The following is a 22,717-nucleotide window of genomic DNA, read 5'->3' as shown; positions in this document are numbered from 1 at the left end:
TGAATTCCTCTCCCTTGCCTTGCTTCAAATGGTCGCGGCCCCTGTGACGGCGATGACAGCGCAGTCTCACTGGCCGGGAGGTAGCTACTGGTGTGCGAGACGTTGGAAGCCCGCGCGGTAGAACAGCAGCGGGTTCGCCTCGGAATGCTCGTTCAGGCTGGTCACGCGCCCGATCACAATCGTGTGATCGCCGCCGTCGACCTCGTCGTGCAGGTCGCAGTCGATGCTCGCCATGGACCCGGTGAGCAACGGCGAGCCGTTCGCGGACGCGGTCCACTCGACCCCGGCGAACTTGTCCGGCCCCGGCCGCCCGAGCTGACGGCAGATCACGTCCTGATGGTCGGCCAGGATATTCACGCAGAACCGGCCCGCCGCACGGATTTTCGGCCAGGTGCTCGAGGTCCGCGCCGGGAAGAAACTCACCAGCGGCGGGTCGATGGACAACGATGCGAACGACTGGCATGCGAAGCCGATGGGCCCGCCCTCGTCAAGGGCGGTAATCACGGTGACACCCGAGGCGAAGCGCCCCAGAACGGTCTTGAAAGCTGTCGCGTCGATGGCCGGGGTCTGGTCCAGGACCGGATCCACAGCGCCTCCTTATTTCGATCCGAAATATAGCTAGAAGTCATGACAGCAGGTGGCGGCCGGAGGGCGTCAACTCCGTGGTTCGGTGATCGGGACACGTATGCGTAGGTTTTACGTAGTTCTCCCGATTCCGCAGGTTGTGGCGCAGGGCACTGTGATGGGTAGCACAAGATCCGATCTAGGTATGTGCCTAATCGGAATAGTCCTAGACTGGATATGAACCAACGGAGGTACATATGTCCGTCACCCTGCTGCCCCCGGCGGAGACTCGACCCACCCATAACCCCATGCGCGCCAAAGATTCCCACGCCAGCGCCGAGGTTCCCGTCTCGATGATCGAGCGGATGACCCTGATCCTGGACGCTTTCGACGCTTCCACCCCCACCCTCACGCTGCTCGGTTTGGTCGAGCGCACCGGGCTGCCGCGGTCCACCGTGCACCGGATCCTCGACCAGATGATCAAGTTGCGCTGGCTGGCCCACACCTCGGGCGGCTACCGCCTGGGCATGCGCGCCCTCGAACTCGGCGGACTCACCGCCGACCACAACGAGATTCGCGATGCCGTGTCCCCGCTGCTGCACGAGCTGAGCCAGCGCACCGGCATGGTCGGCCACCTGGCCGTCCTCGACGGCCGCGACGTGGTCTACCTGGACAAGGCCGGTGGCCGGTTCGCCGCCAGCCTGCCCACCCGCCTGGGTGGCCGGATGCCCGCGCACGCAACGGCTCTCGGCAAGGCCATGCTCGCGTGTCTGGAGCCGAATATCGCCGAGGCCGCACTGCGCACCCGGATGCCCAAGCTGACCCCGCGCACCATCTGCGAGCCCGAGGCGCTCAGCCGCGAGCTGCAGCAGATCCGCCTGCGGCAGGGCGTGGCCATCGACCGCGAGGAGGCCGTCGCCGGAATCGCCTGTGTCGCAGCGCCGTTGCGGGGCCGCGGCACCGCGCCGGCCGCGCTGTCGCTGTCGGGTCGCGCCGACGGCATGAGCTACGACCGACTGGCCCGCGTCGTGCTCGAGGTCGCGCACGAGGCCGGCCGCACCCTGTTCCCGCGTCGCGCGCACTGGCGTTGAGCGGAGCGGGCGGATGCGGGGGCGATACAGTTCGACGATGGCCGATGGCGTGCACGAAGAGCCGCAGTCGATTCCGGAACTGCCCACGACGGCGTGGGCGGTCCTCGGAATGCTCTCGCACGCAGAGGAACTCTCCGGTTACGACCTGAAGAAATGGGCGGACTGGAGTCTGCAGTTCTTCTATTGGAGTCCGTCGTTCAGTCAGATCTACGCCGAACTCAAACGGCTGGAGAAACACGGCTACGCGACCTCGCGCACGGTCACCTCCGAGGACGGCATGCGCGGCAAGCGCATGTACGCCATTACCGACAGCGGGCGGGAGGCCGCCTCGCACTGGGTGAACCACTCCCCCGTCGAGGCCCCCGTGCTCAAACACAGTGTGATGCTGCGGGCCTGGCTGGGGCATCTGGCCGAACCCGAGCGCATGCGCGAAATCCTCACCCAGCACATCGAATACACCGAGACCATGCGTCGTCGCGCCGAGGCCGATGCCGAGGGCGCGGACGTGAATCCGGATTGGGCCTATCCGAGCGCGGTATTGCGCTGGTGCGTCAAGCATTACGAGGCCGAAAAGGAATTCGCCGAGGACCTGCTGGCCGATATGGACAAATTGGCGAGACAGCGTAGCCGCCGCAGACCTGCGAAGAAGCAGAATTCCAGCGATTCCCACTGAACGGACTTGCTCATAGTCGGCGACCAGTGGTCGTGACACGGTTCACACCATCGTTTCACTACCCACTCTGGAGGACGCAGTATGTCCACCTCCGTCGACACCGCGGTGCCTCCCGGCTCCGCGCCTGACGAATCCGGCCGCCTCGACGGCGCGTCGAATCTGAGGATCTGGTCGGTCCTCGCGGTCATCGTGCTGTTCACCGAGGTCTCCCCGATGCAGTACGTGATGGTCGCGTCGGCCATCCGCCAAATCGCGCCCTCATTCCCCGCTCAGGGCGCGAACATCAACTGGGCCATCATCGTTTTCGGCATCTTCGGTGCCGCCGTGTCCCCGTTGATCGGCAAGCTCAGCGACATCTACGGCAAGAAGCGGATGTTCCTGGTCTGCGGCGTGCTGTTCCTGATCGGCACCGTCATCTGTGCCATCACCAGCAACTGGGCGCTGTTCCTCGTGGGCCGCGCGCTGGAAGCCACGGCCATCGCGACCACCGTGGTGTCCTACGGCCTGATCCGAGATCTGATGCCGCGCCGCATGGTTCCCATCGGCCTGGGCATCGCCTCCACGGGACTGGGTGTCTCCGCCCTGGCCGGCCCGCTGATCGGCGGCTACATCACCGATCACTACAGCTGGCGCGGACTGTTCTGGTTCCTGTTCGTCTTCACCGTGATCATGATTCCGCTGCTGATCATCGTGGTGCCGGAGTCGAAGCTGCGCACCCCGCAGCGGCTGGACATCATCGGCGCGGCGCTGCTCGGCGCGGGCGCCACACTCACCCTGCTGTACCTGGACAAGGGGCAGGACTGGGGCTGGACCAAGCCGTCGACGCTGGCCTGGCTGATCGGCGGCCTGGTGCTGCTGGCGCTGTTCCCGATCGTGGAAATGCGTGCGAAGCAACCGATCATGGATATGAAGCTGCTGTTCAATCCACGCGTCAGCGTCGTGTTGTTCATCGGTCTGCTGGCCTCGTTCATGATCGGCTACCAGTCGTACGCGACCGGCTACATGACTCAGTCGCCGCCGTCGGATCAGGTTGTGTCACAGGTCAAGGACGCCACCTGGGAGCAGGTGAAGGCCGGGGCGCTGCAGCAGGCGCAGGGCATGGCGCTGACCCAGGCCCGCGCGCAGGGACTCGCGCAGGCCGAGGCGCAGGCCAAGGCCGCGATGCCGCCGGGTGTCGATCTGCCGCCCGCACTGGTGCAGCAGTTGACCGATCAGGTGAACGCGCAGGTGACGCCGCAGGTGGTGAACGCCCAGGTGCCGCCGGAGATGGTGTATTCGAAGCTGCCGCCGGACATGGTGAAGGTGGATCTGAGCCCCGGCTACACCTACGGTGACAACTTCTCGCTGCTGAAGTACGCCACGCACGTCACGCTCGCACAGTCGTTGATCGCCATGCTCTTCGGCTTCCTCGGCGGTCTGTGGATCCGGCGCTCCGGTGCGCGGTGGCCGCTGATCACGGCGCTGGTCATCTTCGTCGGCAGCAGCCTCGCCTACGCGGCACTCTCGCACGGCTGGCAGACGCAGGCGCTGATCAGTGCGGTGTACGGCATCGCGTTCGCGCTGTACTACGCCTCGACACCGAACCTGATCGTGGATGGTGTTCCGGCGAAACAGCAGGGCATCAGCGCGGGCATGCTGGGCGTCATGCAGGCCATGGGCGCGGGTATCGGGCTCGCGGTGGCGACGGCCTTCCTGACCGCCAACCCGGTCAAGGCAGCCGTGTCGGTGGCGGGTGCGCCGCCGGTCACCAAGGACATTCCACTGCTGTACGCCGACAAGGGGTACGAGATCAGCTTCTACTTCGTGGCGATCTCCGCGGCGGTGGCGCTGGTCGGCGCGCTCTTCATGAAGCACGGGCGCAAAGCGGCCACCGGTGGTGCGGAGCACTGACAGTGCTCTGAACAACTGATATCGCTCTGAACAACGGCCCGGAAGCGCTTCGCTTCCGGGCCGTTGTGCGCTCATCGCTGACCAGTGAGCGGGACCTGACCTCGCTGTTCTCCGCTCGGCATATTTCGATTGGAAATAGGCCGACAGCCCGTACGGCCGGAGGAGGTGGTCGACGATGACCGGTGGCTTCGACACCATTGCGGCGGCCGTGGCCGCCATTGCCCGCGGCGCCCTGGTGCTGGTCGTGGACGATGAGGACCGCGAGAACGAAGGCGATCTGATCCTGGCCGCCGAACACGCGACCGCCGCGAACATCGCATTCCTGGTGCGGCACACCAGCGGCGTCCTCTGCGTCCCCATGACCGGCGAGGACTGCGACCGGCTGCAACTGCCGCCGATGACCGCGGTCAATCAGGATCCCAAGGGGACCGCCTACACCGTCTCCGTGGACGCGATCGCCGGTGTCAGCACCGGGATCTCGGCGGCCGATCGGGCGCAGACCATGCGGCTGCTCGCCGATCCGCGCACCACGCCCGGCGAGCTCTCGCGGCCCGGGCACGTGTTCCCGCTGCGCGCGAATCCTCGTGGCGTGCTGGGGCGCCCGGGGCATACCGAGGCGGCGGTCGATTTGATGCGGCTGGCAGGGCTGCGGCCCGCCGGCGTCATCGCCGAGGTCGTCAATGACAACGGGAGCATGGCCCGCCTGCCCGAACTGCTGGTCATGGCAGCCGAATGGGAGATCCCGATCATCTCGATCGCCGATCTGATCGCGCATCGAAAGCAGTTGGAGCACGGGATTTCTCGCATCGTCGAGACCCGGCTGCCCACCCGTTTCGGCGACTTCCGGGTCTACGGCTACGCCGACGAGCACACCGGCGCGGAACACCTCGCGCTCGTGTATGGCGACGTGACCGGCGAAAACACCCTCGCCCGAGTGCATTCCGAATGCCTGACCGGCGATGCCTTCGGCTCGCTGCGCTGCGATTGCGGTGAGCAACTCGACGCCGCGCTCGCGGCCGTCGCTGCCGCCGGTCGGGGCGTGATCGTGTACCTGCGCGGCCAGGAGGGCCGGGGTATCGGGCTGCTCAACAAGCTGCGCGCCTACGAACTACAGGACGCGGGGGCCGACACCGTCGACGCCAATGTCCGCCTGGGACTGCCCATCGACGCCCGGGACTACGGCGCTGCGGCCCGCATCCTCGCCGATCTGGGCGTGAATTCCGTTCGGCTGCTGAGCAACAACCCTGCCAAGCAATCGGGCCTGGAAGCCAACGGGATCACCGTGCGCGACCGGATTCCCTTGCAGACTCAGCCGACCGAGCACAACGTCCACTACCTCAGCACGAAGCGGGACCGCATGAGCCACCAGCTGCCGCACTTCGAGGCCGTCGGCTACCACTGAGCACCGGCTGAATGGCGCTGAGCGGTCGGCTGAAATGCTGGGCGGTATGAAGATCGCCGCCGCCCAGCTCACCTGTGTCCCTGGGGGCGTCGCCGCGAACGTGAAGCAGGCGGTCGAACTCGCCGCGCAGGCGCGGGACGTGGGCGCGGAACTCGTTGTCTTCCCTGAGCTGACACTCACCGGCTACGAGTTGAAACTGATCGCCGACGATCCCGGCCTGCTCGCCGACGCCGATGACGCCCGGCTGGACACCCTGCGAAACACCGGCCTCACCACCGTGATCAACTGCGCCGCACCCACCGATCGCGGACCCGCCATCGCGACCTTCGTCTACAGCGCCACAGGCGAACTCGTCACCCGCTACCTGAAGCAACACCTCTTCGAGCACGAACGCGAGGTGTTCGTCTCCGGCGAGCGGGACGGGCGCTTCGAGCTCGGCGGTCTCCGATTCTCCTTGGCCACCTGCTTCGACAACCACTTCCCCGAACTCATCGCCCGCAGCGCCGCCGATGGGTGCGACGTCCACCTGGCCAGTTCGCTGTACGGGTCCACCGGCGGAGTCCAGGAGCGGGCGACCATCTATCCCGCCATCGCACGCGACTCGAAGATGTCTGTGGTGCTGGCCAATCACGTCGGCCCGACGGGTCCGTGGATCGGCTGTGGCGGTGCGGCGGTGTGGCGGCCCGGCGGTGACCTGCTGGTCGAGGCGGATATGGCCTCGACCACCGTGGTCACCGCGCAGGTCGGCTAGCGCACCGGCAGGCTCGCCGCTCAGGCCAGCCAGGTCACCGGCGTCACCTCGCGGATGTGCGCGACGATGTCGAACGCCTCCGCGAGATTGTGAATCGCCAAGTGCTCGTCGGCATCCCGAACCGGGTCATAGACACCGCTGATCACCCGCATCTTGACCGGAGCCGCAATCGGATCGGTCCGCATATCCAGCCACAGCGGCGACTCACCCCGCTCCCCCAGCTCGGCATCCAGGAAATCCGCTGCGGGAGACGGGATCTCGGCGACCCCGACATTGCCGTGGTGGAATCCGATTGCCACCGAGGCATAGTCGCGGCCGAAATGCTCCCGCAGCACACTGCCGACACTGGCATTCTCGCCCTTTCCGGCGGCCAATCCCAGCGCCGCGGCCCCGGCCGAGACATGCGCGATTCCGTCCCAATACACGATCCGCGATCCCGTACGCCGATGGTGGTCGATAATCGTCGACGCCCAAAGTTCACCCTCCCCCGCGTAACTCCCCCGCCCCGCGACGCTGTGCCGATGGAACTCTTCGATCAAAGCCATTCGCGCACCGACGCTTTCGTCGAGCTCGGGAATCTCCGCGACCAACGCCGACGCATCGTGGGCATGATCACGGAACAGGCGGCCGGGGTGAACGCCCTTGGCGCGCTGGACATGCTCATCCATCGTGTGCGCAGTCCGAATCGGATCCAGATGCGCGGCAAGTTCGGCCAGCCGCTCAGGAGCAACGGTCCGCACCGCATCGAGAACGGCGTCGTAATCCTCCGGCCTCGCCTGCGTCGGTTTGATGCCGATGATCTGCACCTGGTCGGTGGGGTGAGACAGGTTGAACTCGCGAATCCAATTCAGCGTGTCGACCATTTCCTGTGTGCGCCAAGGCCGCCAAGCATCAGCCAGGGCCCCGATCGCAGACCCTTTTCCATCCCGGACATAACCATCGAGACTCGCACCGACATTCGCACTGTCCTGAACAGCCAGCGTCCGAAAGCCGTAGTCCTCGACCAGATCCCGGAACAACGTGTCCCGCATAGCGAAGGTCTCATGAGCGAACCGAGTCGACTCGCCGATCCCGACAACGCTTGCATTAGAGAGTGCCTGTGCTTCCATGATCACCACCCTCCAACCTCAACAAAGGTTCATGTCAAGCCGACGCGTCGTTATCGGTTACCCACCCGATTGCCGAGACCGCCGTCGTCCTGGATGTGCCTACCCCGGCCACAGGGTCTACCGCCGAAAGAGATTGTCAGTAGGAGGCATTGACTCCGTACTCGGCCTGGGCGCGCGTAAAGCCGTCGTACACCAGCTGATCGATCAGTCCGGACCGAGAGAACGAGGTGAGCTCGAGATACTGCTTGGCGCTCTTTGCCGCCTGCTCGTTCCAGTCCACATTCAGGCTGTCCACTGCGAACGTAGCGTCCGCGGTGGAGAAGTCGTCGTACTCGAGCTGGTGGATCAGACCGCTGCGGGAGAAGGCAGTGAGGTCTAGGTACTGCCGGGCAGACTGGATGGCGTTGCGCTGACTGGCGGTGATGTCCTGCTTGGCCGGGGAGAATTCGACCGCGTGTGCCGCTACGGGCGCCGCGATATCCGGCCGAGCAACGTCGGCCGCCGCCGGACCGCTATTCCATGCAGGTGCCGCCAGAGCTAGAGCCAGTACCAGGGCGCCAACCAGCCACACCCATTCCTCCTGCTTCTTCGGCGCATCCGCGGCCGACGGGCAGCTGGGCTGTGGGGTGGGGATCGACTCGACGCGGGTGAGTGTGTTCACAAGTGTCCATTCGTCAGGTGATGGGTGGAGCATCATGCAGTCGTCCCATCCGCTGACGTCAGAGCGTTGTTAGCCGGTTAGGTGCGGCGAGTGCCGGTTAGGCACGGGATGTCGGTGCGATGGCAGCCCACGTCCCCCGAACAGCCGGCTGATCTTTCGCCGTGTGGCGCTCACCGAACTGCGCCGCGCACTATGCGGCATGAGCGTGCGTTCGATTGGGCTCGTGCAGGCGGGCTCGGTGGGTAGGACATGCCCTCAGTGCTCGGCCGCGCCCGGTTGTGCTGTGGGGAGGGCATTTTCGATGAGGATCGCGGCTATGGCGGCGGCGGTCGGGAGGGTTTCGATGCCGAGTGCTCGGGTGCGGGCCGAGGCGCCGTCGAGGAGTAGTGCCAGTTGTTCGCCGAGTTGTTCGGGGTGGGTGGCGCCTGCTTGGCGGGCGGTTTGGGCGAAGCGGGCGGCGACGGATGCCTTGTAGTCGTGTGCGCGGCGGCGTGCGGGATGGTGGGGGTCGGTGATCTCGACGGCGGCCGCGATGAACGGGCACAGCGGTGTCACCTCCTGCGGTGGTAGCTGCTGTGGCTTGTCGAAGGCGGCGAGCAGACGTTCGCGGGGGGTGAGATCGGGGCGGTCGAACGCGTCGGGCATGGTGTCGGGATCGAGCTGGCGCAGGTACTCGGTGACGAGCTCGTCTTTGCCGGTGAAGTGCTGGTATGCGGTGCGTTTCGACACTTGGGCGACCGCGCAGAGCTGGTCCATACCGGTGTTGTTGATGCCTTGTTCGCGAAATAGCCGCCGTGACGCGTCGAGGATCCGTTCGCGAGCCCCCCTTCCGCGACGTTGGCCGCGGGGGCCCTTCTCCAACTCGGTCATCGTTCGATACTACCTCGCGGGTAACGGTCGGTGTACTTAGCTTGCACACCTGTCGGCGAGCCGCTAGCTTAAGTACACCACACCGTTTACATAGCTTGGTTTATGCAGGTAGAAGCGATGCTTCCGGCCGCTGCGAGATGAAGGAGTGATCATGGGCAAGCTCGATGGCAAGGTCGCGGTAATCACGGGAGGGTCGAGCGGTATGGCGTTGGCGAGCGCCGAACTGTTCGTCGAGGAGGGCGCGTACGTCTACATCACCGGTAGGCGGAAAGACGCGCTGGACGAGGCCGTCGAGCTGATCGGGCGCAATGTGACCGGCGTGCAGGGTGATGCTTCCGACCTGGCCGACTTGGATCGCCTGTTCGAGACGGTCGCACGGGAGCAGGGCAGTATCGATGTGCTGTTCGCGAGTGCCGGGACGGCAGCAGCAGCCAAGCTCGGCGAGATCACCGAAGCGCATTTCGATACCACTTTCGGGCTGAACACGCGCGGCACCTTGTTCACTGTGCAGAAGGCGTTGCCGCTGTTCAACGACGGCGGATCGATCTTCATGACCGGGTCGATCGCCTCGGTCAAGGGCTGGCCCGACTACAGCGTCTACGCGGCGAGCAAGGCCGCGCTGCACGCACTCGCCCGCGTGTGGCTGTACGAGTTGAAGGACAGGCGGATCCGGGTCAATGTGCTGAGTCCGGGCCAGATCGCCACCCCGATCCAGGAACAGCTGTTCGACGCGGAGACCAAAGCCCAATTCGAAGCCTTGATTCCACGGGGCAAGATGGGCCGACCCGAGGAGATCGCTTCGGTCGCACTATTTCTCGCCTCGGACGACTCGTCGTTTGTCAACGGCATGGAGCTGGCCGTCGACGGCGGCACCTCCGCGATCTAAGCCCACCTCTCACCCGAAGCCGAACCCACACCCTCGACGACTAGTCGCCGAGTGGCACATCGTGGAGGTCTTTTGTCCGACTCTGCCTCCACCATGTGCCACTCGGCTCTTAGCCAGCAGATCGAGCAGGTGATCGCGATCCCGCGGACTTTTGTAGGAATCGGCGATTTGGCGCGCTCGGCCGATGGCCAACGTCGCTTCCGAGGCTTGATTCCTTAGATTTTTGATCCCACAAGGTCTGAAGCTCGAGCCGCCATCGCGCGACCGGCGGCCAAGAGTGGTTCCTTGGAACGCAATGTGCGGCTGAGGATGAAGGCGCCTTCCAATGCGGAGAGGATCGCGATCATCAGTTCTCGTGCGTCCGTTTCGTTGAGGCCACGCCGGGTGAAGTACTCCGCGCCCTCCGCGATCCAGGATTGGATGACTTCTGCTGCGACGTTTCGGATTTCGGGTTCGCTGTCGGCGACTTCGCCCGCGACGGTGCCGACGGGGCACATGTTGATCCAGCCGTTTTGTTCGATGGTTTCGGCCGCTGCGGCGAAGGCGGCGGGGATGGCTTCGCGGAGGTCGGCGTGGGCGTCCAGCAGCAGCGGGAGCAGTTGGATGTAGGCGGCGCCCGAGGTGCGGAGGGCTTCGGCGGCGATGGCGGATTTGCCGGCGGGGAAGTGGTGGTAGAGCGAGCCCATGGGGGCGGCGGAGGCGGTGGTGATCTGTTTGACGGTGATGGCGCTGTAGCCCTGGGTGCGCATGAGCTCGGCGACGGCGATGACCAGGCGGTCGCGGGTGGTGGTTGACAGGTTCTCGCTCACGGATCCAGACTAGAGCAAACGCACTAGAGCGTGTGCTCTAGGGGAGGAGTTGGTCATGCCGATTGCCGAAGTGAGTGCGGGACGGATCCATTACGTCGAGCGGGGTGCGGGGCCCGCGGTGGTGCTGTTGCACGGGCTGTTGATGAATCACACGCAGTGGGACGCGGTCATCGACAAGCTGCCGGACGGGTTCCGGTACGTGCTGCCCGATCTGCCGCTCGGGTCGCATCCGGAACCGATGCGTGAGGGCGCGGACCTGAGCATGCGGGGACTGAACCAGCTGATCGCGGAATTCCTCGAGGCGCTGGATTTGCGCGATGTCACGCTGGTGCACACCGATTGGGGTGGCAGCCTGTTCCTCACCGCCTACGGACTCGACGAGCGCGTCGGCCGGATGATCGTGCTGCCGTGTGAAGCCTGGACCAACTTCCCACCCGGACTGCCGGGCAAGACGGTGACCGTCGCCACGTATGTTCCCGGCGCACTCACGTTGGGGCTCAAGCAGTTCCGCGTGCCGTGGATTCGCTCCTCACCGCTGATGTTCGGCTGGATGGCCCGCTACGGCCTGAGCGACGAGCTGGTCCACGGCTGGACCGAACCGGGACTGCGGGACAAGCGAATTCAGCGCGACATGCTCGCCTACGGCAGGTCCAAGCGGCCCAAGGCCGAGCTGATCGCGAATACCGAAGCGCTGCGCAACTTCTCGGGTGAGGCGTTGATTCTCTGGTCGTCGGCGGGCAAGGTGATGCCGCGCGAGCACGGGCGGCGGCTGGCCGAGCTCATTCCGAAGGCCCGGCTGGTGGAGATCGACGACGCGTACGTGCTGTCGATGATCGATCAGCCCGACGCGGTCGCCGCCGCCATGTCGGAATTCCTCACCAGCGCGGTGATCGATCACGGGTAGCCGACGTTACTCTTCGGTATCGTCGGTGCGGCGATCACTGGAACCACGGGAGGCGCGCCATGCCCAGTTTGCTCAGTCAGGCGGTGCCCGTATTCCTGCGGATCACCCAGGCCAACAAGCCTTTCATCACCGCCGAGGGCGCGCGGAAACACATCCGCGAGCGCAGCATTCGCCCGCAGTCCTACGGCCCGCCGCGACTGCTGCGCCCGGATGTCGCGATCGAGGTGCGGGTGGAGAACGGCTGGCCGATCTACACGCTGACGCCCCGCAATGGCTCGGCCCGCGGCAATGTCGTCTACTGCCACGGTGGCGGCTGGGTCAATCAGGTGGTCCGGCAGCACTGGGAGCTGGCCGCCGACATCGCGGCCCGCGCCGGGACGACGGTCACGCTGCCCATCTATCCGCTGATCCCCTACGGCACCGCCGACCAGGTGATCCCGGTCATCGCCGATCTCGTGCGCACCAATCGGGCCCGCTACGGGGAGGTCTGCCTGGCGGGTGACTCCGCGGGCGGGCAGATCGCACTGTCCACCGCCGTCGCGCTGCGTGACGCGGAGGAGGCGAGTGTGCCTCGGACAGTACTGATTTCGCCCGCGCTCGACCTGTCGCTCAGCAATCCGGAGATCCTCACCGTCCAGCCCAGCGATCCGTGGCTCGGCCGCGACGGCGGGCTGATCCTGGGCGAGCACTGGCGCGGCCCGCTGCCGATCACCGACCCCATGGTCAGCCCGCTGTTCGCCGACTTCACCGGACTCGGCCCGCTGACCGTCTTCTCCGGCACCCGCGACATCCTGATGCCCGATATCCGCTTCATGGTCGAGAAGGCAAGGGCGGCAGGCGTCGATGTCGACTATCACGAGGTCGCGGATCTGGTGCACGTCTATCCGCTGACACCGACCCCGGAAGGATGGCGGGCACGCAAGATCATCGTCGATACCCTGCGCACCGCGCTGGCCTCGGCTCCGGTCGGCGCCTGACGAATCCCTATGCCTGCGGGCCGTTTTCGGCCAGCCACTTGCGGGCCCGGGTCGGGGAGGCCCGCGACAGCCAGGCATCCTGGATCACCTCGGTGAGTTCCGGGAGTGAGAGTTCGGGAATTCGGCTGCCGCGCACCAGGACCGAGAGATGGCCGTTGAAGTGCGGGGTGGTGAAGAACGGTGAGTCGGGGTCTTGGGTGAGGGCCAGTTTGTCGTCCTCCGAGGGCACCCAGAAGACGATGACGTCGTCGTATCGCTCCCCGGTGTCCGGGTCGAAGGCATCGGGGCGCGGGTTGCGGAAGAAGACGAAGGATTTGCCGCCCACCTGATAGACCGGATTATCGGACGGGCCACCGTAGATGGTCACGTGCGGCATGGCGTTGGCCAGGTCGTGGACGTCTTCGAGGCGCGCTCGGCGCGATCTGCTCGATGCTTTGCGGGGTCTGCTCGGCACCTCGTCGAGTGTATCGGCGCACACAGCCGCCGGGGTCGCGAGCTGGGTTTATGCGTGCCTGCTGGCACAGAATGCGGCAAATCACATAGGTTGGACGCCATGGCGCGGCGTGTCGATGGAAACCTCCCCGAAGAGGTGACTAGCTTCGTCGGCCGCCGCCAGGAGCTGGCAACCGCGAAGCGACTGCTGCCGACCACCCGGGTACTCACCCTGCTGGGTCCCGGCGGCATGGGCAAGACGCGACTCTCGCGGCAGATCGGCCATTTGGTGGCGCGGGCCTTCCCGGACGGGGTGTGGCTGGTCGAGCTGGCCGACGTGCAGGATCCCGCGCTCGTCACGCTGATGGTGACCGAGGCGCTGAACCTGCGCGACGAGTCCACCGCGCCGCTGCCCCGGCTCACCGAATTCCTCGCCGACAAGCGCCTGCTGCTGATTCTGGACAACTGCGAGCATCTGATCGAGGCGTGCGCGACGCTCGTCGAGCGGATCATCGCGACCACCCCGGATGTGCGGGTGCTGGCCACGAGTCGCGAAGTGCTCGGCATCCCGGGCGAACAGGTGATGCCCGTGCCGCCGCTGACCGTGCCCGCCGCCGGTGAGGACGGGGACGCGCTGCAGCTGTTCATCGAACGCGCCACCGCCGCCAATCCCGGTTTCCAGGCCACACCCGCCAATCGGGTGGTGCTGGCCGAGATCTGCCGTCGCCTCGAGGGCATGCCGCTGGCACTGGAATTGGCGGCGCTGCGGCTGCGCATGTTCACGCCGGAGCAGATCCTCGACCGCCTCGACGACACCATCGGGTTGCTCAGCGCCGGACCGCGCACCGCGACCCCGCGGCAGCAGACCATCGAGGGCGCGATCCGCTGGAGCTACGACCTGTGCACCGACGCGGAACAGGCGCTGTGGGACCAGCTTTCGGTCTTCGCGGGCGGTTTCGACATCGATGCCGCGGAGGCGGTGTGCGAGCTCGGATCGGCCTCGCTGATCGAGGCGTTGACCGGGCTGGTGGACAAGTCAGTGGTGCTGTTGCGCTTCGATGGTGATGTCGCCCGCTATTCAATGCTGGAACCCATCCGGCAGTTCGCCGCCGATCGGCTCACCGAACGCGGTACGGCACAACAGGTTCGGGCGCGACACCGCGAACACTATCGGCAGCTGGCCATGCGCGGGCAGACCGCCTACTGGACCGCCGAGGATGTGGCCTGGTTCGGCGAATTGTCCAGGGAGCACGCGAATCTGCGTGCGGCGCTGAAGTCGGGCCTGGAGGACGAGCCGCTGCGCACCATGGCCACGGTGACCGTACTGCGGCCCTTCTGGGAGCACAACCGCTTCCTCTCCGAGGGCTACCGGTGGCTCACCGATTCCCTGGCCCGCAATCCGGATCCGACGGCCGAACGCGCCAAGGCCTTGTCATCGGCAGCCTCGCTGGCGGCGCTGCTGGGCGATCAGGTGTCCGCGGCGCGGCTGGTCACCGAATGCGTCGAATTGGCTTCCCGCCTCGACGATTCCGACATCCTGGCGGAGGTGGCGCTGGATCAGTCGCTGCTGGCCTTCGCCTCCAGTGATCGGCCACGTTCGCTGGAGCTGGGGCGGCGGGCCATCGAACTGGCGGCCACGCACGGCCAGCATGCCATCGAAATGGATTCGCACGCCTTCTCTTTCATGGCGGCCATGGTGCTGGAGGCCCCCGGCCGCACCGAACTGGCAGAGCGGTTCCTGCAGCTCACCACCGACAGCGGTTCGCATCTGCTCGGCGGGCTGGCGCTGTGGACCGTGGGCATCGACCACTGGCGGCGCGGCGAACTGGAGTCCGCCGCCGAATTCCACAGTCGCGCCATCGAACAGCTGGCCTTGTTCGAACGCTGCGTGTGGCTGTCCTCGGCCTTCGAGGGGCTGGCGTGGACGGTGTCCGCGGACAATGACTTCGAACGCGCCGCGACGCTGATGGGTGCGGCGGAATCCTTGCAGCGCAGCACGATTCGCCTGGCCGACACCATCACGGTCGAGGTCGGCGAGAAGGAGCGGTTGAAGGTCCGCGCGGCGCTGGGCGAGGACGCCTTTCTCGCCGCCTTCGGCGCGGGCGCGAACCTGCCGCTCGATCAGGCCATCGACTACGCCCTGGGCCGCACCGAGCCGAAACCCGTTGCCGCGCCGCCCGCCCCGAAACGCATCGCCCGCTCGGCGACCGCGACCCTGACCGAAACCAATCTGCTGACCCGCCGCCAGAAGGATGTCGCCCGCCTGGTCGCCGCCGGTCACAGCAACAAGCGCATCGCCGCCGACCTGGTGATCTCGGTGCGCACCGCGGAAACCCACGTCGAGCACATCCTCACCAAGCTCGGCCTGACCTCCCGCACCCAGCTCGCCGCCTGGGCCCACGAACACGACCTGTAAATCCCTGTAACGGATTTCGGCAAATCCCTGTAACAGATTTCAGCGAAGCCGCCTCTGTGCACCGTTGATCGGTTCGGCAGTGAGGCAGGGTGCACGATGATGCGGGGGTTCGCGCTAGATGAGGGATTCACACCGGCGCAGGCCACGGTGCTGGTCGCGGACGCCGACCGGCGGTCCCGGAAACTGCTGCGGCATCGGCTCGAAGCCGGTGGGCTGCGGGTGATCGAGGCCAGCACCGGAGACGAAGCGCTGCCGATCGCCCTGTCCGCTGATATCGATCTGGCGGTCCTGGACACCGACCTGCCGGGACCGGACGGAATGGAGATCTGCCGCCGGATCCGCGCGACGGGTCCGCGGCCGCCCGCGGCGGTCATGCTGACCTCGGTATTCGACACCGAGGACGATCGGGTCCGCGGCTTCGAGGCCGGGGCCGACGACTATCTCGCCAAGCCGATCGGCCCGCGCGAGTTCGGGTTACGGGCCGCGGCGCTGTTGCGGCGCTCGCGGCGGACCGTGGCGCCCGGGCAGGTGGTACTGCGGGACGGCGGCGTCGAGGTGTGGCCGGAGTCGCGGCTGGTCGCGGTGGCGGGATCGCCGGTGCGGTTGACCGAGCGGGAATTCCAGCTGCTCGCGTTCCTGCTGGCACATCCCCGGCAGGTGTTCAGCCGCGAGCAACTGCTGTCGCGGGTCTGGGGCTGGGACTACGGCGATATGTCGACGGTGGCCGTCTATATCAAGCGGTTGCGCGCCAAGCTCGGTGCACACCATCGGGTGGAGACCGTGTGGGGGCGCGGATATGTGTGGGGCAGAGCGGATCTCGTCCGGGCCGTCGGCTGAAGCTCAGTGCTGGAAGCCGCGGAAGGCGTCGAGCAGCTTGCCGCGCGCCTCGCCCGACAGGGTTTCCGGGGGCAACTCCCCCACCGCCTGGATGGTGCGGCGGAACTGTTCGAGGTACACATCGCAGCCGTCGCACTGTGAAAGGTGTTCCAGGAAGCGCTCTTCGGCGGACGCATCGAGCGTGCCGTCCAGGAAGGCAGTGACGAGTTCGACGAATTCATCGCAATTCATGACAGCACCGCCTCCGCATCGAAATACCCTTCCAGTTTCGTGCGTATCGCCGCCCGCGCCCGGTGCAGGATGACCCGCTGGTTTCCGGCCGAGATGTCGAGCAGCCCGCACACCTCCTCGGAGGAATAGCCTTCCATATCGCGCAGCACCAGCACGATGCGGTGACGGTCCGGCAGTTCGGCCAGGGCGGCGGCCACCACCTCCGCGAATTCCGCCCGCTCGGTGGCGGTCTCCGGCTCCGACCAGTGCTGCGGCTTCTGCCCGGCCTTCCAGTGTCCGGGGTAGGGGTCCCCGGCCGCGCGAAAGCGATCGGGGTCCACGCTGGGGCCCTCGTCCTCGGACAGCAGGCTGGCGAACGGGACGGTCCGGCTCTCGGCGATGCCGCGTTTCTTGGCGGTGTTCACCAGGATCCGATACACCCAGGTCTTGAACGCGGAGCGCCCCTCGAACCCGTCGATGCCGCGGATCACCGCCAGCCACGCCTCCTGGACCACTTCCTCGGCGGAGGCGTTGGTGGAGACGAACGAGCGCGCGAGCCGCAGCATGCCGGGCGACCAGGCGTCGAGCACGAGTTGAAAGGCCGTCTCGTCCCGTTTGCGAAGATTTCCCACCAGGACGTCATCCGGTGGCAGGACCTGGCCCACCCGTACTCCTCGCTCGACACAACAGGCTGTCATCGGCGACTCTAGCGCTCGTTCGGGTGGGGCATCGGCCTGATCACACCAATTCGGGATCCTGAACGACGCACAACAGGGCGGGACCGGCGGTCGCGAACAGCTCTGCCATGGCTGCTTCGAGCTGATCCCGATGGGTGACCCGAATGCCCTTGGCTCCGCAGAGCTCCGCGTAGTCGGCCCAGTCCGGGTTGTGCAGGGAGGTGTGCCAGACCGGATAGTCGGCGGCCCGCTGCTCCTTGCTGATCTTCCCGAGCGACCCGTTGTCGAGCAGGACGTGCTTGATCGGAATCGAATACTGGACGGCCGTGGTGATCTCGGCCGCGTACTGCGCGAAGCCACCGTCGCCGGTGACAGCGACGATGGGCCGATCCGGCGCGGCCGCCCACGCCCCGAGCGCGGCCGGATAGCCGAAGCCGATCGAGCCCAGATAGCCGGACATGAGCACCGGCTGACCGGAGGACTCCAGATATCGGCCCAGCGAATAGGCGTGATTGCCGACATCCACGGCGACCACGGCATCGGCGGGCAGCGCCGCGGTCAAGGCCGCGAAGACGGCGGCCGCCGGAACCCCGTGGCCCCGAACGTCATTCGCCCGACGCTCCTTCTCCGTACGCCAGATCGCCCGCCGGGCAGCGATATCCGGGCGTTGATCGACGGCGGCGAGGCGTTCGGGGGCGGCGCGCAACAGTTTCGAGAGCCGCTCCAGGGTGAGCGCGGCATCGCCGAGGATGCCGACGGTCGCCGCATCCCAGCGTTCCACGCCCGCCCGGGTGTCGTCGATGGAGACGATCGGCTTGTAGGCGGCGATACCGGTGTGATCGGAGAACGAGGCGCCCACGACGATGAGCAGATCGGATTCGTTCATCAGCCAGCTGGCCACCGGGGTGCCGCTGCGGCCCAGCACCCCCGCGCCCGGCGAAACACCCTCGGGCACCAGTCCTTTGGCCTTGAACGTGGTGACTATCGGGCACGTCAGCAGTTCGGCCAGGGCACGCAGTTCCACGGTCGCGCCGCGAGCGCCGTGACCGGCGATCAGCACCGGGCGGCGGGCCCGGAAGATCAGTCGCGCGGCGCTCGCCAGGGTGGCCGCGTCGGGGGCGGTGCGACGCGGACGCAGGCGGTCGCCGGGAACCGCCGCCGCGCGTTCACTGGGGAGCGGTTGTACCTCGTCGGGCAGCACCAGATGGGTGACGCCGCGCAGATCGATCGCGCGCTTGACCGCCAGTGCGGCCAGTTCGGCGGGATCGCTGTCGGCGGCCACGGTGGCGCCCCAGGCGGCCACATCCCGGAACACCGTGGTGAGATCCAGATCCTGGAAAGCGCCGCGGCCGCGCACCTTCGAGCGCACCTGGCCGGAGATCGCGACCACCGGCGCGCCATCGAGTTTGGCGTCGTAGAGGCCGGTCAACAGGTTGGTCGAGCCCGGCCCGGCAATCGCGAAACAGGCGGCGGGGCGGCCGGTCAGCTTTCCGTAGGCCGAGGCGGCGAAGGCGGCGGCGCCCTCGTGGCGGATGCCGATGTAGGTGAGCTCGCCGCGCTCCTCGGCGCGGCGCATGGCGTCGGCGAAGCCGAGATTGGAGTGCCCGACCATGCCGAACACGTGGGTGACACCGTAGTTGACGAGGGTCTCGACGATCACGTCGGCCATCGAGCGCGGCGCTGCGACCGGTTCGGGCACCCGCACGTACAGGCCCGAATCATCCTGGCGCACTTCGTAGGTCGCGACGCCATCATCGAATCCGCCCGGTGGTTTGCCGCTGATCGGGTCGAAGTCGTAGCCGTGCCAGGGGCAGCGCAGCCAGCCGTTCTCGATGGATCCCTCCCCCAGCGGTCCGCCCTGATGGGGACATTGGTTCGCCAGCGCCCCGAACCGGTCACCGCACCGGCTCAGCGCCACGCTGTGCCCGCCCACCGTGACGGTCCGGACCCGCCCCTCGCCGGGCTGATCCACCGCCTCCACCCGATGCCATCGCGCGTCGTGTTCACTGTCCATCTGTAACGCCTCCCTACCCTCGGGGATCTGTGCTGAGCCGCATGCGCAGTTCCCCACGCGCCGCGCAGCGTTACAGCGAGGAGAGGACGAGAAGATGACGACAGCCGAGGACTACCGCCGCACCCGCGAGAGCCTGCACGCGGTGGCCGAACAGCTGCTCGCCGGACCGCAGTACCGGCGCAGCGGCACGATTCGGCTCGCTGTCGCGCCGGGGGGATTCGCCACCGTTCGGGAGCCGAAACTCGCGGTGCGCGAGGATCTGCTGCTGCTCGACGACGCGCCGATCGGCAAGTTGCACGGTGCGACCATCGCTGATCTGGCCGCCGCGGCCGGATTGGAACCCGGACTGCCGGACGGCGTCTACAGCGATGTCACCGGGTTCGATCCGCACGCCGAACTCTGGATCGACCCCGATCAGGCGCGAATCCTCACGCGCGCACACGAACTCGGCGATGCTGCGCTGCGCGCGCTCGCACCCGACCACACGCCGACGCTGTGGCCGGAGCACTTCGACCTCGGCATCGATGTGGACGAGGTGAATTACGGTGTCTCACCCGGTGATTCGCTGATCGCCGAGCCGTACGCCTACATCGGCCCGTGGACGCCGCGCACCGGCGAGTTCTGGAATCAATCCTTCGGCGCGGCACGGACGATCGCCGAATTCGGCAGCGCCGAAGCCCTACTCGCATTCTTCACCGAGGGCAGGCAGCTCGCCGCCCAGCCTGCGGAGTAGTCCCGGCCCCGTCATTCCGGCGTGCTTTTGGCCGGAATCCAAGGCGCGGAGTGTGGATCCCGGCCAAAAGCACGCCGGGATGACGAGCGGCTACTGGTAGCCGGTGAAGCCGTCGATGCGCTCGCGCAGCAGGTCGGCGTGGCCCGCGTGGCGGCCGTATTCCTCGATCATGTGCAGGTAGATCCAGCGCAGGGTGAGGTCCTTGCCGCTGCTGGGATGCTTGACGATGTGGTCGAGGGGCAGGTCGGCGAGGGCCTTGTCGCAGTCGGCGATCTCGGCGATGAAGCGGGCGTAGTCCGCCTCGGCCTGTTCGGGGACGGTGTCGTCGAAATCGCCGTCCCGGTTGGTCTCGCTGGAGTACAGGTAGTCGAGCTGCTCACCCGCCGCGCGCGTGCGGAACCAGCCGCGCTCGCATTCGGTCAGGTGGCGGATCAGGCCCAGCAGGGACATGGAGGACGGTTCCACGCTGCGGGTCGCGAGCTGAATACCGGTGAGGCCCTGGCATTTCCAGAGGAAAATCTCACGGCCGCGGTTGAGCAGGGAATCGAGCTGGGCGCGCTCGTCGCCGGCGAGCACCTGGGGTGTGCGGGGCACTTCGGGAGCAGTCCACGTCATTCTCGGACTGTAGCGCCGTGATACCGGCCCCGAAACCGAATTCGCGCCCGCCCGGAGTCCGGGCGGGCGCGAATCGGGTGATGCGAAAAGCCGTTGCTACAGGCCGTTGTTCAGGAAGTCGATGACGGACCGCTCGAAGGCGTCCTTGCGTTCCACCATGACCCAGTGCCCGCAGCGGGCGAAGGTGCGCAGATCGGCATTGGGCAGCTGACGCGCCGCGAACAGCGCGCCCTCCACCGGCGTGACCCGATCGTCGCGGCCCCACAGGATCAGGACCTCTTTGGTGAGCCCCTTGAGCCGCGCCCACAGCGGGAGTGGTTCGGCCAGCTTCGGGTTGTAGAAGGTGGCGTAGGCGTCGCGCAGTGCGGCCTGGGCCTTGGGGTCGGCGGCGGCCTTCAGGCGGGTCGCCACCAGCTCCTCGGTGAGGGTCGCCGGGTTGGAGACCATGGCCCGCAGGAAGCCCATCGCCTTCTCGTCGGTGGGGTTCGCGTTGAACTCCATCAGCCGCGAAATGCCTTCGGACGGTTCGGGTCCCAGGATGTTGACGCCGACGCCGCCGGGGGCCATGAGGACCAGCCGGTCCACGCGGCCGGGATGGTCGAGCGCGAGCAGGGTCGCGACCGTGCCGCCCATGGAATTGCCCAGCAGGTGCGCCTTCTCGATACCGAGCTCATCGAGCAGTCCGAGCACCGCGTCGGCGGCGATGCGCAGGTAGTTGCGCTCGTACACCTCCGGTCGGCCGCTCTCGCCGAAGCCCGGCAGATCCAGTACCAGGCAACGGAACTGCCGCGACAGCACCTCGAGGTTGTTGCCGAAATTGGCCCAGCCGGACACGCCCGCGCCGGAACCGTGCAGCAGCACGAGCGGTTCGCCGGAACCGGCCTCGTGGTACCGCAGCTTGTGGCCGTCGACGGTGACCCAGCGGGTGGTGTTCTCGACGGTGAGAGTCATCAGAGCATCCGATCCGAGACCTCGACGCCCATGGCGCCCTTGCCGTACATGGCCAGCGCCCGCTCCACGTCGTTGATCACGTGCACGCTGCCGGCGTGCGCGTCGCGCCAATTGCGTTCGATGACGTTCGGCTTGCGGATGGCGTGGCCGCCGGAGTTCTTGAACAGCAGGTCGATCGCCTCGAGCGCGCGTTCGGTGCCACGCACCTGATCGCGGCGGGTGGCCAGGCGCAGCTCGAACGGGATCTCCTCGCCTGCCTGGGCGTAGCGCAGCTGCTCACCCATATTGCGTTCCATCTGCAGCACGGCGGCGTCGATTTCCGAAGCGGCACGGGCGATCCGGACGTGGGCGAAGGGGTCGTCGGACACCTTCTGGCCACCGTAGGACAGCCGCACCCGCTCGCGCTGCCGCTCGATGTGCGCCTCGTACGCGCCCTGGGCCGCGCCGATGATCGGGGCGGTGATGGTGTTGGAGAACAGCGCGCCGAACGAGATCTTGTACAGCGGAGAGGTATTCACCGCCTGGCCCGGGCCGACCAGGTTGGCCTGATCGGTGGCCGAGTAGGCGCGGTGCGTCGGCACGAACGCCTTCTCGATGACGATGTCGTTGGAACCGGTGCCCGACAGGCCCGACACGTTCCAGGTGTCCTCGATGCGGTAGTCGGTGCGCGGCACCAGAACCGTGTAGTAGTCCATGCCGGTCTCGGTCGGGACCAGCGCGCCCAGGAACACCCACTGGGCGTGGTCGCAGCCGGAGGAGAACTGCCAGCGGCCCGACAGCTCGTAGCCGCCGTCGACCACCTTCAGCTTGCCGGTCGGCGCGTAGGAGGAGGACACCAGGGTGTCGGGGTTCTCCGACCACACGTCCTGCTGCGCCTGATCCTCGAACAGGGCCAGCTGCCACGGGTGCGCGCCCAGCACCGAGGACACCCACGCGGTGGACGGGCACACGGTGCCGATGGTGCGGATCACCTCGTAGAAGGCGACCGGGGACTCCTCGAGACCGCCGAAACGGGCGGGCTGCAGCATGCGGAAGACACCGGCCTCGGTGAGCTCGGCAATGCTGGCGTCGGGCACCCGCCGCTGCTCCTCGGCCTGGACCGCGCGTTCCGCGATCGCGGGCAGTAGATCGCGAACCCGATCGAGCACCTTGTTGGTCATGCGGGTGTTCCCTCCTCGTGCAAGAGTGTCTGCACTCGAAGCTATGGCCCGCGGAGTGTTTCGAACCGAAATAGTCCCGATCATC

Annotated in this window: 23 protein-coding genes; 11 read left to right on the top strand and 12 right to left on the bottom strand. The window is 66.9% G+C overall.

Annotated features, from left to right (window positions below; translation table 11 throughout):
- Nucleotides 1–84: 84 nt before the first annotated feature.
- On the bottom strand, nt 85–588 hold the full coding sequence (locus ACYVN4_RS29995; RefSeq protein WP_460725364.1) for a flavin reductase family protein: 504 nt from the start codon (nt 586–588) through the stop codon (nt 85–87).
- A 233-nt stretch (nt 589–821) separates the two neighbouring features.
- Here ACYVN4_RS29995 and ACYVN4_RS29990 point away from each other — a divergent pair, with 233 nt between their 5' ends.
- The 5 genes from ACYVN4_RS29990 (at nt 822) to ACYVN4_RS29970 (ending at nt 6,371) form a co-directional block, all read left to right on the top strand.
- Nucleotides 822–1,655 carry an IclR family transcriptional regulator gene (locus ACYVN4_RS29990; RefSeq protein WP_460725363.1) on the top strand — a complete coding sequence of 278 codons (834 nt, stop codon included), beginning with the start codon at nt 822–824 and terminating at the stop codon, nt 1,653–1,655.
- Between the two features lie 37 nt (nt 1,656–1,692).
- Entirely contained in the window at nt 1,693–2,328 is a 636-nt protein-coding gene (locus ACYVN4_RS29985; protein WP_460725362.1) for a PadR family transcriptional regulator, read from the top strand.
- 81 nt (nt 2,329–2,409) lie between these two features.
- On the top strand, nt 2,410–4,218 hold the full coding sequence (locus ACYVN4_RS29980) for an MFS transporter (RefSeq protein WP_460725361.1): 1,809 nt from the start codon (nt 2,410–2,412) through the stop codon (nt 4,216–4,218).
- Nucleotides 4,219–4,393: 175 nt separating this feature from the next.
- Nucleotides 4,394–5,620 carry a bifunctional 3,4-dihydroxy-2-butanone-4-phosphate synthase/GTP cyclohydrolase II gene (locus ACYVN4_RS29975; protein WP_460725360.1) on the top strand — a complete coding sequence of 409 codons (1,227 nt, stop codon included), beginning with the start codon at nt 4,394–4,396 and terminating at the stop codon, nt 5,618–5,620.
- A 46-nt stretch (nt 5,621–5,666) separates the two neighbouring features.
- Nucleotides 5,667–6,371 (top strand): carbon-nitrogen hydrolase family protein, encoded by a 705-nt coding sequence (locus ACYVN4_RS29970; protein ID WP_460725359.1) that lies wholly within the window; start codon nt 5,667–5,669, stop codon nt 6,369–6,371.
- A 20-nt stretch (nt 6,372–6,391) separates the two neighbouring features.
- Here the strand turns inward: ACYVN4_RS29970 and ACYVN4_RS29965 are convergent, their stop codons facing one another.
- The 3 genes from ACYVN4_RS29965 to ACYVN4_RS29955 all read right to left on the bottom strand — a co-directional run bounded on the left by ACYVN4_RS29965 (nt 6,392) and on the right by ACYVN4_RS29955 (nt 9,011).
- Nucleotides 6,392–7,402 carry an erythromycin esterase family protein gene (locus ACYVN4_RS29965; protein ID WP_460725358.1) on the bottom strand — a complete coding sequence of 337 codons (1,011 nt, stop codon included), beginning with the start codon at nt 7,400–7,402 and terminating at the stop codon, nt 6,392–6,394.
- Nucleotides 7,403–7,616: 214 nt separating this feature from the next.
- Complete coding sequence (locus ACYVN4_RS29960; RefSeq protein ID WP_460725357.1) at nt 7,617–8,141, bottom strand: Ltp family lipoprotein; 525 nt, start codon at nt 8,139–8,141, stop codon at nt 7,617–7,619.
- Between the two features lie 255 nt (nt 8,142–8,396).
- Entirely contained in the window at nt 8,397–9,011 is a 615-nt protein-coding gene (locus ACYVN4_RS29955) for a TetR/AcrR family transcriptional regulator (RefSeq protein WP_460725356.1), read from the bottom strand.
- Nucleotides 9,012–9,162: 151 nt separating this feature from the next.
- Between ACYVN4_RS29955 and ACYVN4_RS29950 the strand changes: the two genes are divergently transcribed.
- Complete coding sequence (locus ACYVN4_RS29950) at nt 9,163–9,897, top strand: SDR family NAD(P)-dependent oxidoreductase (protein WP_460725355.1); 735 nt, start codon at nt 9,163–9,165, stop codon at nt 9,895–9,897.
- Nucleotides 9,898–10,112: 215 nt separating this feature from the next.
- Here ACYVN4_RS29950 and ACYVN4_RS29945 read toward each other — a convergent pair whose 3' ends face one another.
- Nucleotides 10,113–10,706 (bottom strand): TetR/AcrR family transcriptional regulator, encoded by a 594-nt coding sequence (locus tag ACYVN4_RS29945; protein ID WP_460725354.1) that lies wholly within the window; start codon nt 10,704–10,706, stop codon nt 10,113–10,115.
- Nucleotides 10,707–10,761: 55 nt separating this feature from the next.
- On the opposite strand from ACYVN4_RS29945, the gene ACYVN4_RS29940 reads away from it, so the two are divergent.
- Nucleotides 10,762–11,610 (top strand): alpha/beta fold hydrolase, encoded by an 849-nt coding sequence (locus ACYVN4_RS29940; RefSeq protein WP_460725353.1) that lies wholly within the window; start codon nt 10,762–10,764, stop codon nt 11,608–11,610.
- A 59-nt stretch (nt 11,611–11,669) separates the two neighbouring features.
- Nucleotides 11,670–12,587, top strand: coding sequence for an alpha/beta hydrolase fold domain-containing protein (locus tag ACYVN4_RS29935; protein WP_460725352.1), 918 nt, complete (start codon nt 11,670–11,672; stop codon nt 12,585–12,587).
- A 7-nt stretch (nt 12,588–12,594) separates the two neighbouring features.
- Here ACYVN4_RS29935 and ACYVN4_RS29930 read toward each other — a convergent pair whose 3' ends face one another.
- Nucleotides 12,595–12,963, bottom strand: a complete 369-nt coding sequence (locus tag ACYVN4_RS29930) for an MmcQ/YjbR family DNA-binding protein (protein ID WP_460726740.1) — start codon at nt 12,961–12,963, stop codon at nt 12,595–12,597.
- A 177-nt stretch (nt 12,964–13,140) separates the two neighbouring features.
- Between ACYVN4_RS29930 and ACYVN4_RS29925 the strand changes: the two genes are divergently transcribed.
- Nucleotides 13,141–15,435, top strand: a complete 2,295-nt coding sequence (locus ACYVN4_RS29925) for an ATP-binding protein (RefSeq protein ID WP_460725351.1) — start codon at nt 13,141–13,143, stop codon at nt 15,433–15,435.
- A 96-nt stretch (nt 15,436–15,531) separates the two neighbouring features.
- Nucleotides 15,532–16,272: a response regulator transcription factor gene (locus tag ACYVN4_RS29920; protein ID WP_460725350.1), complete on the top strand. Its 741-nt coding sequence runs from the start codon at nt 15,532–15,534 to the stop codon at nt 16,270–16,272.
- Between the two features lie 3 nt (nt 16,273–16,275).
- Here the strand turns inward: ACYVN4_RS29920 and ACYVN4_RS29915 are convergent, their stop codons facing one another.
- The 3 genes from ACYVN4_RS29915 to ACYVN4_RS29905 all read right to left on the bottom strand — a co-directional run bounded on the left by ACYVN4_RS29915 (nt 16,276) and on the right by ACYVN4_RS29905 (nt 19,173).
- Nucleotides 16,276–16,503, bottom strand: coding sequence for an anti-sigma factor family protein (locus ACYVN4_RS29915; RefSeq protein ID WP_460725349.1), 228 nt, complete (start codon nt 16,501–16,503; stop codon nt 16,276–16,278).
- On the bottom strand, nt 16,500–17,147 hold the full coding sequence (locus ACYVN4_RS29910) for an RNA polymerase sigma factor (protein WP_460725348.1): 648 nt from the start codon (nt 17,145–17,147) through the stop codon (nt 16,500–16,502). The genes ACYVN4_RS29915 and ACYVN4_RS29910 overlap by 4 nt, the downstream gene beginning before the upstream one ends.
- 73 nt (nt 17,148–17,220) lie before the next feature.
- Nucleotides 17,221–19,173: a thiamine pyrophosphate-binding protein gene (locus tag ACYVN4_RS29905; RefSeq protein ID WP_460725347.1), complete on the bottom strand. Its 1,953-nt coding sequence runs from the start codon at nt 19,171–19,173 to the stop codon at nt 17,221–17,223.
- 94 nt (nt 19,174–19,267) lie between these two features.
- Here ACYVN4_RS29905 and ACYVN4_RS29900 point away from each other — a divergent pair, with 94 nt between their 5' ends.
- Nucleotides 19,268–19,906 carry a hypothetical protein gene (locus tag ACYVN4_RS29900; RefSeq protein WP_460725346.1) on the top strand — a complete coding sequence of 213 codons (639 nt, stop codon included), beginning with the start codon at nt 19,268–19,270 and terminating at the stop codon, nt 19,904–19,906.
- Nucleotides 19,907–19,996: 90 nt separating this feature from the next.
- On the opposite strand, the gene ACYVN4_RS29895 is transcribed toward ACYVN4_RS29900, so the two are convergent.
- The 3 genes from ACYVN4_RS29895 to hsaA form a co-directional block, all read right to left on the bottom strand.
- Nucleotides 19,997–20,521, bottom strand: coding sequence for a DinB family protein (locus ACYVN4_RS29895; protein ID WP_460725345.1), 525 nt, complete (start codon nt 20,519–20,521; stop codon nt 19,997–19,999).
- Between the two features lie 96 nt (nt 20,522–20,617).
- Entirely contained in the window at nt 20,618–21,472 is an 855-nt protein-coding gene (locus ACYVN4_RS29890) for an alpha/beta fold hydrolase (protein WP_460725344.1), read from the bottom strand.
- Entirely contained in the window at nt 21,472–22,632 is a 1,161-nt protein-coding gene (hsaA, locus tag ACYVN4_RS29885; protein WP_460725343.1) for a 3-hydroxy-9,10-secoandrosta-1,3,5(10)-triene-9,17-dione monooxygenase oxygenase subunit, read from the bottom strand. Before hsaA ends, ACYVN4_RS29890 begins: the two co-directional genes overlap by 1 nt.
- Nucleotides 22,633–22,717: the final 85 nt, after the last annotated feature.

The sequence above is a fragment of the Nocardia heshunensis genome, assembly GCF_054782115.1.
Note: the sequence above shows the minus strand (reverse complement) of the source record. Positions and strands in the feature narration are given on the sequence as shown.